Consider the following 15,485-nt stretch of genomic DNA (forward strand, 5'->3'; position numbering starts at 1 on the left):
TGACGTGACCCCCAGCTTTCCCCCAGCTGGGATTAGAGCCGAGCGGTTGTTTTGCGCATAAGCGCGGTTGTAGCAATGGGCTACGTAGCGGAGTCCGTAGGGCGTAGCGAAGCAGGCCATTGCTTATCCAGTTCGGCGGCGAACGCCGCCGGTGTTGCGTAGCCAAGCGATGAGTGCGGTCGCTCCCGGTTGTAATCATCCACCCAGGCGGCGATCTCGACACGGGCATGGGCCATGCTCAAGAACAGCGTCTCGTTCAGCAGCTCATCGCGCATGCGACCATTGAAGCTCTCGCAAAAGCCGTTCTGCATCGGCTTGCCTGGCGCGATGTAATGCCACTCCACGCCCATCTCCCCGCACCATGCCAGCACCGCATTGCAGGTCAGCTCAGTGCCGTTATCGCTGACGATCATGCCGGGCTTGCCACGCTGGCTGATCAGCTCCGTCAGCTCTCGCACGACACGGCGGCCTGAGATCGATGTGTCCGGCACCGCTGCCAGGCACTCCCTGGTCACGTCGTCGACTACATTGAGCACACGGAACCTCCTGCCCGACGCCATCTGGTCGTGCACAAAGTTCAGGCTCCAGCGTTGGTTCGGCAGAGCCGGCACCGGGGCAGGAGCCCTTGTGCCGACAGCACGCTTGCGGCTGCGTCGCCGCCTGACCGCCAAGCCTTCCTCCTGGTAGATGCGCTGGATCTTCTTACGGTTGATCATGATCCCCTCCCGGCGCAGCAGGATATGCAGCCGCCGATAGCCGAACCGACGACGCCGGTTGGCCAGCTCGCGCAGCCTCTCCCGAAGCTCGGCATCATCGTTACGCGTGGAACAGTAACGCACGCTCTTGCGATCGGCATCGACAACACGGCACGCCCGCCGTTCGCTCATCCCGTGGCACGCCTGGAGATGAGCGACAGCTTCCCGCTTCGCGGCGGGCGTCAAAACCTTTTGCCAGGAGATCCTTCAGTGCCGCCTTGTCCAGCATCGCATCGGCCAGCAGCCGCTTGTCGACCGTCCTTCTATCAGGGCCGGACTCTAATCCAACTTGGAGGGAAATCAGGGGGTCACGTCACCTCCGCGCCAAGATGGGCCTTCACCTTCACCGCCCAGACAAAGGCCAACCAGGATTCGCGCCACTCTGATATCTTTTCGCGAGTGAGCCAAGCACCTATCAGAACGCAGCGATATCGGTGATCGCGCGACCCAAAATCAATGCGTGGATATCGTGGGCGCCTTCATAAGTGTTGACGCTCTCTAAGTTCACCATGTGGCGGATGACTTGATATTCTTCGGAGATACCGTTGCCGCCAAGCATATCCCGGGACTGACGCGCGATATTGAGCGCCTTTCCGACATTGTTGCGTTTGACCATGGAGGACATCTCGGGCGCAAACCGACCTTCTTCCATCAAGCGACCTACGCGCAGGCTTGCTTGCAGGCCGAAGCCGATGTCGCACATCATATCCGCCAGCTTCTTCTGATAGAGCTGGGTTGCAGCAAGCGGTCTGCCGAATTGCTTGCGGTCGAGGCCATATTGGCGCGCAGCATGGAAGCAGAACTCCGCTGCTCCCATCGCCCCCCATGAAATGCCATAACGTGCTCGGTTGAGGCATCCGAACGGCCCATTCAACCCTTCGGTAAAGGGAAGCAAACCATCGGCTGCGACTCGCACTCCGTCCATCAGAATCATCCCGGTGGTTGACGCGCGTAGACTGATCTTGCCTTCAATCTTGGGCGTTTGAAGACCTGCCATGCCTTTCTCGAGGAGGAAGCCCCGGATTGCACCGCCATGCGCCTCCGATTTGGCCCAGATAACAAGGACGTCGGAGAATGGCGCATTGCTGATCCAAGTCTTGGTGCCGCTAAGGACAAATCCATCGCCATCCGGCTTGGCGACGGTGCGCATCCCGCTGGGGTCGGAACCGGCATCGGGCTCGGTCAGGCCGAAGCAGCCGATCAGCTGGCCCGACGCGAGGCCGGGCAGATATTTGCGCTTCTGCTCCTCCGAGCCATAGGCGTATATCGGATACATGACGAGGCTGGATTGGACCGAGGCCATCGATCGGTAGCCCGAATCGACACGTTCGATCTCGCGGGCCACAAGCCCATAGGCGACATAGCTAGCGCCCGCACCACCATACTCCTCCGGCAAGGTCACGCCCAACATGCCCGCCTCGCCCATCATCGCGAACAACTCCGGCGCGTCCTTCTCCTCGCGGAAAGCCTCGATCACGCGCGGCTGCAACTCGCCTTGAGAAAAGCCGTGCGCAGAATCGCGCACCATCCGCTCCTCCTCGGTAAGAAGCTCATCGAACCTAAAGGGGTCTTCCCAATCGAATTTTGCCATGTCCGCCATGCTTAATCTCCTTTACCTAAGCAAAATGGCCGGGTTGTCTCATTCGCACAATGACAATAAATACCGAATGTGATCGCGAATTGGAATGACCTGTGATTGACGGAAAGTGTCTTGCTGCTTTCGTGGCAATTTCGGAAACGCGCAGTTTCTCACGCGCCGCTGACGTGCTGGGTATTGCTCAGTCAGTCGTGAGCAAACGTCTGCGGCGGCTCGAAGACCAACTCGGCGTTGAATTGATTGATCGCAGTGCGAAGGTCAACATCCATGCCACCAACGTTGGACAACTTTTCTTGGAAGAAGCTAGAGAGACGCTCCGTCAGTTGGATCGGGCTGAGCGATCGGGCCGTAATCTCGCTCGCGACAGCAGTGGTCCGCTTAGCATTGGCTTTGTCTTCTCAGCCGCGATGAATGGCTCGTTGGTTAGGATCCTGTCGCGCTTACGAGCGGCACTGCCTGAACTGACAGTTTTGCCACGCCTGATGGAAACGCCTGAGCAGCTTGCCGCGCTGGAAGCTGGCAGCCTTGACATGGCGCTGGTCAGGCCGCGCCCCTCCTATCTACCGGGCGGCACTGCAACGGTCATCTGTTCCGAGGCGCTGATGGTGTGCATGTCGTCGACCCATCGTCTTGTTGAGGCAGACGAGATCATATCGAGGGAGTTGTCCGGCGAGCGCTTCATTGTGCCGCAATTTCGCGAACAGGTCGGGCTGAATGATTCCGTTCGTCGCCTGGCGAAGGCAGGTGGGATCGTGATGCCGGAAATTTTAAGTACCGAAGACTTCGTAAGCGCAGCCTGCCTTGCTGCCGCCGGCGTCGGCCTCGTGCTCGCACCGGAGTCGCTTTGCAATCTTGGGCTGAAAGGTGTAGTCTTTCGTCCACTGGGGGACTATTCCGAATGTCTCGAGACGGTTCTGGTTTGTCGCAAGGATGCGCCAACGCGTGCCGTCAATCAGATCCTCACGCTATTCGATAAAAGGCCGGCAATTGCTTTGCAAGACTGATTGCTAGAGAAGTGATTAGAGGAAAGGAGAGCGTCGGAACAACTATCCGGTGGAAGTTGAAAACCCTTGCTAGCCATACAGCTTGTTAGAATGCCCAGTCTTCGGCGTTCCCGGCGCAGAAGGAGGCGAATCGAGACACACGGTTGTGTTGTTGAAGTTGGCGAGGCCGCGCCCGACGCGAAACTGATAGCGGTTTACAAGCGAGTAGTTAATATTCTCAGGTCCTCCCGCTCGATAGAATATCGCGAAGTTCCTGCGCCGTATTTGTGAGTTATTGAAGGTGCTTGATACTGAGTTGAGGGCATCTCGTTGGACCGCGCATGGTAACCGGTAACCAGGCAACATGATCTGTGTGATTAGCCCCACGGTCCACTGGCGTGGGTTTTCTGTGAACATTGTCATTGGCCCACACGAGCCTCGGCCCACTCGTGCGGCAAGTCATGTTGCAAGTGCCAAAAGCATCCTTAAACTTATGCGTGGAAAGACAAATATTTGTGAGGCCCTTGATATTGTGTTAGCTCCTAAGCCGCTGTCGATCGAAGCGGACGGGCATCAGTAAAAATTGTCCGTCGTCAGAACATTAGTCACAACTCGCGGCGTAGGATTGCGAGTGCGGATTTCGTCTGATGGTAATTTTTTGCGGCGAGTTTGCGGTGAAGCAGGCGCCGACGTTCAAGTGTTTGTCGTTTGATCCTTTCTCGTCGTTGGATGATGGCTGTGGCCCTGCCGAAGTAGGTATCGGCAGTCGTGACGTTGTCGAGACTCTCGTGGTAGCGCTGGTGGTTGTAATGCTCGACGAACGCCTTGATCTGGTTCTCAAGATCGCCGGGTAGGAAGTAGTTTTCCAACAGGACGCGGTTCTTCAGGGTCTGGTGCCAGCGTTCGATCTTGCCCGGGTCTGGGGATGGAAGGGTGCGCCGCGCACATGATCCATGCCGGTCTTGCCAAGATAATCGACCAGCTCTTCAGCGATATAGCTTGGGCCATTGTCCGATAGCAGTCTTGGCCTGTGCTTGACGTGAGCATGCTCGCAACCTGAGGCGGTGAGAGCCATATCGAGCGTTTCGGTGACGTCCTCGGCCTTCATCGTCGTGCACAGCTTCCACGCGATAATATAGCGTGAGTAATCATCAAGCACCGTCGATAGATACATCCAGCCCCAACCGATGATCTTGAAGTAAGTGAAGTCCGTCTGCCACATCTCGTTCGGCCGGGTGGTCTGCGTATGGAACTGATCGGCAGCCTTGATCACGGTATAGGCCGGACTGGTGATCAGATCATGCGCCTTCAGCAGGCGGTAGACCGTGGCCTCAGAGACGAAGTAGCGCCGCTCATCGGTAAGCGCACGGCCAGCCCTCTTGGGCTAAGCTCGCTGTGCTCCAGCGCCATATCAACGATATTCTGTTGGATGGTCTCAGGCACGCGGTTCCATGCGCGCTGTGGCCCTGGCTTCCTATCCTCCAGCGCAGCTTCGCCGAAGCGCTGATAGAGGTCGTACCAGCGGTGGAAGGTGGGGCGTGCAACGCCCAGCATGTCTAAGGTCTTCTTCGCTGGCAGATGAGATCGCTCGACCAGCCTGATGATCTCCAGCTTCTCGCTTGCAGGGTATCTCATGCGTCGTCTTCCCCATGCGCAGTCATGCGAGTGCGAACGCTGAAATGCTTGCGGCAATTGCGGCAGCGGTAGGGCGTCGGCTTTTGGTTCTTGACCGTGGCAACGTTCATGCTGCCCCAGTGCTCGCAATACGATTCGTCGCCCCAGCGGTTCCATTAGAAGTAGGCCACCGCCGCTTCCTCATCGGGAATGCGCTGGAAGCCTAATCACGCTAAAGCAGAACCCAACATAAGAGAAAAGATAGAAAAAAATTGATCGCTCAAAGAAGATCATTTGCGGCAGAGTGAAGATTTGGCTGTCAGGTCGTAAGGAACGATATTGCGTTTAAAATGATTGATAGTGAGCGTTTGATCGCTTGGGGGATAGGAGCGCTGGTCGCAGTCGGGGCGGGGGCAAATACGACAGGAGGCACCTATCGGTGTCGCAGTTCCGCGACCTGATAAGTCGAGTGAATCTGCATATATAAATTCATTCGAATGATCTTCCTCGCATCCCAGCGCCACAGCATACCGCCTGGGATTCCGGTCAAACCGCCCTGTTGTCTTGACGAGACCCTTGGCCATGGAGACATACCTCACGCCATCGGGTGTTTCTGCAAGTTGGACAAGGACTCGATCGGGAATTGCAACTGCTTCATGAACTATCCAGAGAGGGCAGCTACCACCATATCGGGCGAATTGCAGGCGTGTCGCGCTGTGCCTCTTCGTTATGTTTCCGGCCATATCGACACGGCAAAAAAACACAGGAATTCCTCGTGCCCCCTGTCGCTGGAGGGTGGATAGTCGGTGACAGGTTTGTTCGAAGCTTGTCCTGAAAATAAGGCTCAAGCGATCAACGTCGTGCCGATGCTCTCGCGCAGCCATCCGAAATTTCTCGTACGGCATTAGGATTGCGCCAGCGGCATAGTTCGACAGACCAACCCTCAACAATTCTCGCGCTATCCCTGTCCGCAGACTTGCAGAGCTTGCGATCTGTTCAATGTCTTTGCTCAGCGAGCTTGTGACGATGTAATAGGCGAGCTGGAAACGTATTCCTGATGGAGGCTGGCCTGCATTGATAGTCAATGTTCGTGTTCTTGGGTCGAAGTGGCGCAGCGTTTCTGTTTGCTCCAGGATCACGCGCACGCTGTGCATTTCCAAAAGATGTTTGCGCATTGATGCGCCGCTGACGTGGCCGAATTCGTAGAACATCGAATTCGCTAGGTCCTCCGCCGATCTATCCAGGTTATCTACGTAGTTGTTGGAAAGGTGGAACCAGTCACGCACCTCTTCCCAAGGCAATCTCGAGCCAGCCTGTCCATCGGCGGCGATTGCCTCATCGACAATCTCAAGGCGTTGGCTCGTTCGCCGATAGATTTCATGCATCTCCACAAAACGGCGCGCGAACTCTGGCTGTTGTTCGGCGAGCTTCGTCAGAGAAGTGGGCTCCATGCTGTTTGCGAAAATAGGGTCTCCTAATGCTTCGCGCAGCGCATCTGCGACATGTTCAGTTTCATCAAGCTTAAACTCTTGCCAGTCGATCGGGAATAGGGTCGCCAGCTTCTCTGCAAGCCTAGAAGTCAGGGGGCGATCGTCATGCTCGAGCTGGCTCAGGTATGAAGAACTGATCGACAAAAGGTTTGCCAGCTCGGTCTGCTGCAACTTCCATCTGTCCCTCAAGGCACGAAGCTGCGTGCCAGCGAAAATTCTTGGTCTGCGGGTCATAGGGGGGCCCTACTTTGCAAAATTTGGTTTTGCAATTTTGCAAATTAACATTGGACTGATCTTATGAGCTACCCCAGTCAGTTGAGCCTGCCACCAGTTTTTCAGGCTTCAAATGTCCGCCAATATCGCCGAAATGGAACGCCGCCGTGAAGCCGCCCGCATGGGCGGAGGCCAGAAGCGCATCGACGCCCAGCACGCCAAGGGCAAGCTGACCGCGCGCGAACGGCTGGATGTGCTGCTGGACGAAGGCAGCTTCGAGGAACTCTATACCTACGTCGAGCACGACTGCGTCGATTTCGGGATGCAGGACCAGAAGATACCGGGCGACGGGGTGGTGACTGGCAGCGGCACCATCAACGGGCGACTGGTCTACGTCTTCAGCCAGGACTTCACCGTGTTCGGCGGCAGTCTGTCGAAGCGGCACGCAGAGAAGATCTGCAAGGTGATGGACAACGCCATGAAGGTCGGTGCGCCTGTCATCGGCCTCAACGACAGCGGCGGCGCGCGCATCCAGGAAGGTGTGGCCAGTCTTGGCGGCTATGCCGAGGTGTTCCAGAAGAACGTCCTTGCCAGCGGTGTCGTGCCGCAGCTCAGTCTCATCATGGGGCCGTGCGCGGGCGGGGCGGTGTACTCGCCGGCGATGACCGACTTCATCTTCATGGTGAAGGACAGTTCCTACATGTTCGTGACCGGGCCGGACGTGGTGAAGACCGTCACCAACGAGGAAGTCACGCAGGAAGACCTGGGCGGGGCGGTGGTGCACACCACCAAGACTAGCGTTGCCGACCTCGCGCTGGAGAACGATATCGAGGCGCTGCTGGCCGCGCGCGAGCTGATCGGCTTCGTACCCGAGAGCAACCGCGATCCGCTGCCCGAACTGCCCACAGACGATCCGTGGGACCGCGTGGAGGACAGCCTCGACACGCTGATCCCGGCCAGCTCCAACATGCCCTACGACATGCACGAGCTGATCCGTAAGGTTGTCGACGACAGCAACTTCTTCGAGATCCAGCCCAAGCACGGCGCGAACATCATCACCGGCTTCGGCCGCATCGAGGGCAAGCCCGTGGGCTTCGTCGCCAACCAGCCGATGGTGCTCGCTGGCGTGCTGGATATCGACGCCAGCCGCAAGGCCGCGCGCTTCGTGCGGTTCTGCGACGCCTTCAGTATTCCGATCGTGACCTTCGTGGACGTGCCCGGCTTCCTTCCCGGCACCAGCCAGGAGCACAACGGCATCATCAAGCACGGGGCGAAGCTGCTGTTCGCCTATGCCGAGGCGACCGTGCCCAAGATCACCGTGATCACCCGCAAGGCCTATGGCGGTGCCTACGACGTGATGGCATCGAAGCACTTGCGCGGTGATCTCAACTACGCCTGGCCCACCGCCGAGATCGCCGTGATGGGCGCGAAGGGCGCGGTGGAGATCATCTTCCGGCAGGACCGCGACAACCCCGAGAAGATCGCCGAGAAGACGAAGGAATACGAAGACCGCTTCGCCAACCCCTTCGTCGCGGCATCGCGCGGCTACATCGACGAGGTGATCTACCCGCACTCGACCCGCCGCCGCATCGCGCTGGGCCTGCGCAAGCTGGCGGGCAAGAAACTCGAGAACCCGTGGAAAAAGCACGATAATTTGCCGCTATGACTGACAAACCGACCAAAGCCGACTGGCAAGCAAAGGCCGACAAGGAAGTCGCGGGCCGCGATCTGACGTGGCGCACGCCGGAGGGGATCGACGTGCAGCCGCTGTACACGGCGGAAGATGCCGAAGGGTTGGACCCCGGCCTGCCCGGCTTTGCGCCCTACACGCGCGGGCCCTATGCCAGCATGTACACGGGCCGACCGTGGACGATCCGGCAGTATGCGGGCTTTTCGACGGCTGAGGAATCGAACGCCTTCTACCGCCGTAACCTGGCGATGGGTCAGAAGGGGCTTTCGGTCGCTTTCGACCTGGCCACCCATCGCGGTTACGATTCGGACCATCCGCGCGTCCGCGGCGACGTGGGCAAGGCGGGCGTCGCCATCGATACCGTGCGCGACATGGAGATCCTGTTCGACCAGATTCCCTTGGACGAAATGAGCGTCTCGATGACGATGAACGGCGCGGTGATCCCGGTGATGGCGTTCTACATCGTGGCCGCAGAGCGGCAGGGCGTAAGCCAGGAAAAGCTCAGCGGCACCATCCAGAACGACATCCTGAAGGAGTTCATGGTCCGCAACACCTACATCTATCCGCCAGAGCCCTCGATGCGGATCGTGTCGGACATCATCGCCTATACCTCGCAGCACATGCCGCGCTTCAACTCGATCTCGATCAGCGGCTATCACATGCACGAGGCAGGTGCGACGGCGGTGCAGGAACTGGCCTTCACCATTGCCGACGGCAAGGAATACGCCAAGCGCGCGATGGAGACAGGGCTCGACATCGACGCCTTCGCGCCGCGCCTGTCGTTCTTCTGGGGCATCGGCATGAACTTCTTCATGGAGATCGCCAAGATGCGCGCCGCGCGCCTGCTGTGGCACGATGTCATGACCGAGCTGGGTGCGAAGAACGCAAAGTCCAAGATGCTGCGCACCCACTGCCAGACCTCGGGCGTGTCGTTGCAAGAGCAGGACCCCTACAACAACGTGATCCGCACCACGCTGGAAGCGCTGTCCGCCGTGCTGGGCGGCACGCAGTCGCTTCACACCAATGCGCTGGACGAAGCGATCGCGCTGCCGACTGACTTCTCTGCCCGTATCGCGCGCAACACGCAGCTGGTGATCCAGGAAGAGACAGGCATCACCAACGTCGCCGATCCGCTGGGTGGCAGCTACTATATTGAGGCGCTGACCAAGGAGATCGCCGACAAGGCCCGCGAACTGCTGGCCGAAGTGGACGCTGCAGGTGGCATGACCGCCTACGTCGCCAGCGGCGCGCCCAAGGCGGCCATCGAATCCGCCGCTGCCGAGAAGCAGGCCAAGGTCGACAAGGGCGAGACAGTGATCGTCGGCGTCAACAAGTACCGCAAGGCCGAGGAAGACCCGATCGATACGCTGGATATCGACAACCACAAGGTCCGCGCCTCGCAGGTCGCCCGCATCGAGAAGGTCCGCCGCAATCGAGACGAGGAGCAGGTGAAGGTCGCGCTGGCCAACCTGACGCGCGGCGCACAGGTGAACCGGGCAGAAAACGAGGCGCTGCTGAAGGATGGCCGCGACGACAAGGGCGTGCCACTGCCGCCCTCACAGCTCGAGAAGCTGGCCGCCGACAGCGAGACGAACCTGCTGGCTCTCGCCGTGGAAGCTGCGCGTGCCGACGCGACGCTGGGCGAAATCTCCGCCGCGATGGAAAAAGCCTTCGGTCGCTACGATACGATCCCGACACCGGTGAAGGGCGTCTATTCCAGCGCCTACGAAGGCGATGCGCGCTATGCACAAGTGGTGGAAGGGGTGGAGGCCGTGGCCCGCCGCCTCGACCATAAGCCGCGTATCCTCGTCGCCAAGATGGGCCAGGACGGGCACGACCGCGGGGCTAACGTAATCGCATCCGCCTTTGCCGACATGGGGTTCGAGGTGATCAGCGGTCCGCTGTTCCAGACGCCCGAGGAAACGGCGAAGATGGCCTTGGAACATGACGTCGACGCCGTGGGCGCATCATCGCTCGCGGCAGGTCACAAGACGCTGATCCCCGAACTCGTGCAACAACTCAAGGACGCAGGCCGCGCCGATATCAAGGTGGTCGCTGGCGGCGTAATCCCGCCGCAGGACTATGACTTCCTGAAGAAGGCAGGTGTCCAAGGTATCTACGGTCCCGGCACCAACGTTGTGGAAGCGGCCGCCGACGTGCTGCGCCTGCTCGGCCACAACATGCCGCCTGCGGGCGAAGAGATGGAGGCGGCGGAGTAATCATGTTCAAGAAAATCCTCATCGCCAACCGCGGCGAAATCGCGTGCCGGGTCATCAAGACGGCGAAGGCCATGGGTATCGAGACCGTCGCGGTCTATTCCGATGCCGATGCGCGCGCGCCCTTTGTGCAGATGGCGGACGAGGCCGTGCATATCGGCCCGCCGCCCGCCAATGAGAGCTACCTGCTTGCCGACAAGATCATTGCCGCCTGCAAGCAGACCGGCGCCGAGGCGGTGCATCCGGGCTATGGCTTCCTGTCGGAGCGCGCCAGTTTCGTGGAGGCGCTGGAAGCGGAAAACATCGCCTTCATCGGCCCGCCCGCCAGCGCGATTGCCGCCATGGGTGACAAGATCGAGAGCAAGAAACTGGCGAAGGAAGCGGGCGTCAACACCGTGCCCGGCTCCGAGGATGCCATCGACACCACCGAAGAGGCGCTGAAGGTCTCCAACGAGATCGGCTACCCGGTGATGATGAAGGCCAGCGCGGGCGGCGGCGGCAAGGGTATGCGCCTCGCGTGGAACGACAAGGACGTTGAGGAAGGCTTCGAGGCGACCAAGCGTGAGGGCCTCAACTCCTTCGGCGATGACCGCGTGTTCATCGAGAAGTTCATCGAGGACCCGCGCCATATCGAGATCCAGGTGCTGGGCGATAAGCACGGCACGGTGCTTTACCTGAACGAGCGTGAATGCAGCATCCAGCGCCGCCACCAGAAGGTGGTGGAGGAAGCGCCATCTCCCTTCGTGACGCCAGAGATGCGCCGCAAGATGGGCGAACAGGCCGTCGCGCTCAGCAAGGCCGTTGGCTATCATTCGGCAGGCACGGTGGAACTGATCGTCAGCGGGGCGGACCCGACCGGCGAGAGCTTCTACTTCCTCGAAATGAACACCCGCCTGCAGGTGGAGCACCCAGTCACCGAAGCCATCACCGGGATCGACCTTGTCGAATACATGATCCGCGTCGCAGCCGGCGAGAAGCTGCCGATGAGCCAGGACGATATTGGAATCGACGGATGGGCGATCGAGAACCGCATCTACGCCGAAGACCCCTATCGCGGCTTCCTGCCCAGCACCGGGCGACTGGTGCGCTATTCAACCCCGGTCGAACCCTGGGCGGGCGACCTGCGCGGCGTGGACGGTGTGCGCTTCGATTCCGGCGTGCAGGAAGGCGGCGAGGTGTCGATCTTCTACGATCCGATGATCGCCAAGCTGGTGACATGGGGGAAGACGCGCGACGAGGCGGCAGACCTGCAGATCGCGGCGCTGGACGCTGTCGAACTGGAAGGCCTTGGCCACAATGTCGACTTCCTCTCCGCGCTGATGCAGCACCCGCGCTTCCGTTCGGGCGAACTCACCACGGGCTTCATTGCCGAGGAATACCCCGAAGGCTTCGAAGGCGCGGCCACGAACGAGGAACGCCGTCGCGTGATCGCGGCCATCGGGGCGGGCGTCGAGTTCACCCACCATGCGCGCCAGCGGCAGATCAGCGGGCAACTGGACGGCCCCCTGCCTGTCACACCCGCGTGGATCGTGCGCGTCGATGGCGTGGACCATACGGTCACACTGGGTGATGGCCATGCCATGGTCGACGGCCACAAGGTAGAAGGGCACTGCGACTGGCAACCGGGGCAGCGCACCGCTACCGCCACGCAGCCCGATGGTCCGACGCTGGGCCTTAGCGTCACGCGCCAGCGACCGAACTGGGCAATCAACACCCATGGCCGCACCTACACCGTGCGCGCGCTGCCAGCGCGGCTGGCCGAACACGCCGGGCACATGATCGAGAAGCAGCCGCCGGACACGTCGAAGATGCTCCTGTGCCCGATGCCCGGCCTCTTAGTGAAGCTGCACGTGGGCGAGGGGGAACAGGTGGAAACCGGCCAGCCGCTCGCCACCGTGGAAGCCATGAAGATGGAAAACATCCTGCGCGCCGAGAAAAGCGGCACAGTCGCCAGCATCAACGCCGAAGAAGGCGAAACGCTGGTGGTCGATGCGGTGATCCTCGAACTGGAGTAAGGAGGGAAATACCTGCCATGAAAATTCTCGTGCCCGTGAAGCGGGTGATTGATTACAACGTGAAGCCGCGCGTGAAGAGCGACGGTTCCGGCGTAGATCTTGCGAACGTCAAGATGAGCATGAATCCGTTCGACGAGATCGCGGTGGAAGAAGCCCTGCGATTGAAGGAAGCGGGCAAGGCCGAGGAAGTGATCGCTGTCTCCATCGGCCCGGCCAAGGCACAGGAAACGCTGCGCACCGCGCTTGCCATGGGTGCGGACCGCGCGATCCTGGTCGAGACCGATGAGGCTGTCGAGCCGCTCGCGGTTGCCAAGATCCTGAAGGCCATCGCCGCCGATGAAGAGCCGGGCATCGTGATGCTGGGCAAGCAGGCGATCGACGACGACAGCAACCAGACCGGCCAGATGCTCGCCGCGCTGATGGAACGCCCGCAGGGCACTTTCGCCAGCAAGGTGGAGATTGACGGCGACGGTGTGTCCGTCACCCGCGAAGTGGACGGCGGTCTCGAGACGGTGAAGCTGACGCTGCCCGCCATCGTCACCACCGACCTTCGCCTGAACGAGCCGCGCTATGCCTCGCTGCCCAACATCATGAAGGCGAAGAAGAAGCCGCTCGATACCAAGACGCCCGCCGACTACGGCGTCGACGTGGCCCCGCGCCTCACCACCACCAACGTCTCCGAACCGCCGGTCCGCCAGGCTGGCGAGATCGTCGAAGACGTGGACGCGCTGGTCGCGAAGCTCAAAGCCCTGGGAGCCATCTGATGACGACGCTCGTATTTGCTGAACCCCACGGCGACGCTGTTGCCGATGCCACCCTCGCCACCGTTACCGCCGCTGCCGCGCTTGGCGGCCCGGTGCACGTGCTGACCACCGCCGCTGGCGATGCGCACGCTGCCATAGCCGGGGTCGAGAAAGTGCTGGTGGCGGACGACGCCGCCTATGCCAACGGCCTTGCCGAGAACCTCGCCCCGCTGATCGCCGGGCTGATGGCCAAAGATGACACAGGCTACGATGCGGTGCTGGCCCCTGCCACCACCACGGGCAAGAACGTGCTGCCGCGCGTTGCCGCGCTGCTCGACGTGATGCAGGTGAGCGACATCATCAGCGTGGAAGGCCCCAAAACCTTCACTCGCCCGATCTATGCCGGCAACGCCATCGCCACGGTCGAATCGAGCGATCCCAAGCTGGTGATCACCGTGCGCACCACGGCCTTCGACAAGGCCGAGGCCACCGGCGGCAGCGCCGGCACCGAAACTGTGAGCGGCCCCGGCGATGCCGGTCTCTCGCAGTTCGTGAAGCTGGACGCGGTCGAGAGCGAACGTCCCGAACTCACCAGCGCAGGCATCGTCGTATCGGGCGGCCGCGCGCTGAAGGACGGCGAGACGTTCGAGCAGTATATCACTCCGCTGGCGGACAAGCTGGGCGCCGCCATCGGCGCCAGCCGCGCTGCGGTGGACGCAGGCTACGTGCCCAACGATTACCAGGTCGGCCAGACCGGCAAGATCGTGGCGCCTGAAGTCTACATCGCCATCGGCATCTCGGGCGCGATCCAGCACCTTGCCGGGATGAAGGACTCCAAGGTCATCGTCGCCATCAACAAGGACCCCGACGCCCCCATCTTCCAGGTGGCGGACATCGGCCTTGTGGCAGACCTGTTCAACGCCGTGCCCGAGCTGGTGGAGAAACTTTGAGATGAGCAAGACTGATATCTACATCGTTGGTGCGGCACGCACAGCCATCGGTGGCTTCGGTGGCTCGCTTGCCAGCTTGCGTCCGGCGGAGCTGGGCGAGATCGCGATCCGCGAAGCCATCGCGCGCTCGGGCCTCGCGGCTGACCAGGTGCAGCATGTCGTCCTTGGCAACGTGATTCCCAGCCAGCCGTCCGACGCCTATGTTGCGCGTGTCGCCGCGGTGAAGGCGGGCGTGCCGGTGGAGGCACCGGCGATGACGGTGAACCGGCTGTGCGGCTCGGGCCTGCAGGCGATCGTCTCGGCAGCGCAGACGTTGGCACTGGGCGAAGCCGAGGTGGCCGTTGGCGCGGGCGCTGAAAGCATGTCCAACGCGCCGCATCACATGCTGAAGGCTCGCCATGGCCAGAAGCTGGGCGATATCGCCATGCTCGACGCCATGCTAGGCGCGCTGACCGACCCGTTCGACGAAGTGCACATGGGCATCACCGCCGAGAACGTAGCCGAACGCTGCGCGATTAGCCGCGAGGATCAGGATGCACTGGCAGTGGAGAGCCATGCCCGCGCCGCGAAGGCCATCAAGGCTGACTACTTCAAGGACCAGATCGTGCCAGTCGAGATAAGGACCCGCAAGGGGATCACCGTGTTCGACACCGACGAGCACGTGAAGCCGAGCACCAGCATGGAAACGCTCGGCGTTCTGCGTGCCGCCTTCAAGAAGGACGGCTCGGTTACCGCAGGCAATGCTTCAGGCATCAACGATGGTGCTGCCGCCGTCGTGCTTGCAACTGGCAAGGTGGTTAAAGAGACCGGCGCGAAGCCGCTGGCGAAGATCCTTGGCTGGGGCCACGCGGGCGTCGAGCCCGATGTGATGGGTCTTGGACCGGTAAAGGCCGTGCCAATTGCGCTTGATCGGGCCGGGCTGACGCTTGAGCAAATCGATGTGATCGAGAGCAACGAGGCCTTCGCGGCCCAGGCTTGCGGGGTCGCGAAGGAACTGGGCTTCGATCCGACCAAGACCAATCCCAACGGGTCGGGCATATCGCTTGGTCATCCGATTGGCGCCACAGGTACGATTCTAGCCGTCAAATGTGCTTATGAACTCCAGCGGTCGGGCAAGCGCTATGGCCTCATTACCATGTGTATTGGCGGCGGGCAGGGCATAGCCATGGTCATTGATAACTGCGCCTGAGGCGCTTGCAAACATTAGGAATTCAAGTTC

At 60.8% G+C, this 15,485-nt stretch carries 9 protein-coding genes and 2 pseudogenes; 7 read left to right on the plus strand and 4 right to left on the minus strand.

Translation table 11 applies throughout. The features are described 5' to 3' along the window. Nucleotides 1-80 precede the first annotated feature (80 nt). Both D2V07_RS17375 and D2V07_RS17380 read right to left on the minus strand, forming a co-directional pair. A pseudogene (locus D2V07_RS17375) lies at nucleotides 81-1,005 on the minus strand (IS3 family transposase); the annotation flags it as partial. Between the two features lie 165 nt (nucleotides 1,006-1,170). Then, nucleotides 1,171-2,346: an acyl-CoA dehydrogenase gene (locus tag D2V07_RS17380; protein ID WP_119588194.1), complete on the minus strand. Its 1,176-nt coding sequence runs from the start codon at nucleotides 2,344-2,346 to the stop codon at nucleotides 1,171-1,173. Nucleotides 2,347-2,477: 131 nt separating this feature from the next. On the opposite strand from D2V07_RS17380, the gene D2V07_RS17385 reads away from it, so the two are divergent. Then, entirely contained in the window at nucleotides 2,478-3,356 is an 879-nt protein-coding gene (locus D2V07_RS17385) for a LysR family transcriptional regulator (RefSeq protein ID WP_233548501.1), read from the plus strand. Between the two features lie 584 nt (nucleotides 3,357-3,940). On the opposite strand, the pseudogene D2V07_RS17390 reads toward D2V07_RS17385, so the two are convergent. Together D2V07_RS17390 and D2V07_RS17395 are read right to left on the minus strand one after the other, a co-directional pair. Next, nucleotides 3,941-4,997: pseudogene (locus D2V07_RS17390) on the minus strand (IS3 family transposase); the annotation flags it as partial. Nucleotides 4,998-5,239: 242 nt separating this feature from the next. Then, complete coding sequence (locus D2V07_RS17395) at nucleotides 5,240-6,673, minus strand: helix-turn-helix domain-containing protein (RefSeq protein WP_119588177.1); 1,434 nt, start codon at nucleotides 6,671-6,673, stop codon at nucleotides 5,240-5,242. Between the two features lie 112 nt (nucleotides 6,674-6,785). Here D2V07_RS17395 and D2V07_RS17400 point away from each other — a divergent pair, with 112 nt between their 5' ends. From D2V07_RS17400 to bktB, 6 genes are read left to right on the plus strand one after another with little or no spacing between them, the layout of a single operon-like run. Then, the gene (locus D2V07_RS17400; RefSeq protein ID WP_119588178.1) at nucleotides 6,786-8,318 is read left to right on the plus strand and encodes an acyl-CoA carboxylase subunit beta; all 1,533 of its coding nucleotides are present in this window, start codon (nucleotides 6,786-6,788) and stop codon (nucleotides 8,316-8,318) included. Continuing rightward, complete coding sequence (gene scpA, locus D2V07_RS17405) at nucleotides 8,315-10,561, plus strand: methylmalonyl-CoA mutase (RefSeq protein ID WP_119588179.1); 2,247 nt, start codon at nucleotides 8,315-8,317, stop codon at nucleotides 10,559-10,561. Before D2V07_RS17400 ends, scpA begins: the two co-directional genes overlap by 4 nt. A gap of 2 nt (nucleotides 10,562-10,563) precedes the next feature. Then, nucleotides 10,564-12,573: an acetyl-CoA carboxylase biotin carboxylase subunit gene (locus D2V07_RS17410; RefSeq protein WP_119588180.1), complete on the plus strand. Its 2,010-nt coding sequence runs from the start codon at nucleotides 10,564-10,566 to the stop codon at nucleotides 12,571-12,573. Between the two features lie 17 nt (nucleotides 12,574-12,590). Next, entirely contained in the window at nucleotides 12,591-13,337 is a 747-nt protein-coding gene (locus tag D2V07_RS17415) for an electron transfer flavoprotein subunit beta/FixA family protein (RefSeq protein WP_119588181.1), read from the plus strand. After that, a complete protein-coding gene (locus tag D2V07_RS17420) occupies nucleotides 13,337-14,266 on the plus strand; it encodes an electron transfer flavoprotein subunit alpha/FixB family protein (protein WP_119588182.1) in 930 nt (309 codons plus the stop codon). The genes D2V07_RS17415 and D2V07_RS17420 overlap by 1 nt, the downstream gene beginning before the upstream one ends. A 1-nt stretch (nucleotide 14,267) precedes the next feature. Continuing rightward, the gene (bktB, locus tag D2V07_RS17425; RefSeq protein ID WP_119588183.1) at nucleotides 14,268-15,455 is read left to right on the plus strand and encodes a beta-ketothiolase BktB; all 1,188 of its coding nucleotides are present in this window, start codon (nucleotides 14,268-14,270) and stop codon (nucleotides 15,453-15,455) included. The last annotated feature ends 30 nt before the right edge of the window (nucleotides 15,456-15,485 follow it).

It is taken from the genome of Aurantiacibacter zhengii (assembly GCF_003584125.1).
Lineage (GTDB): Bacteria > Pseudomonadota > Alphaproteobacteria > Sphingomonadales > Sphingomonadaceae > Alteraurantiacibacter > Alteraurantiacibacter zhengii.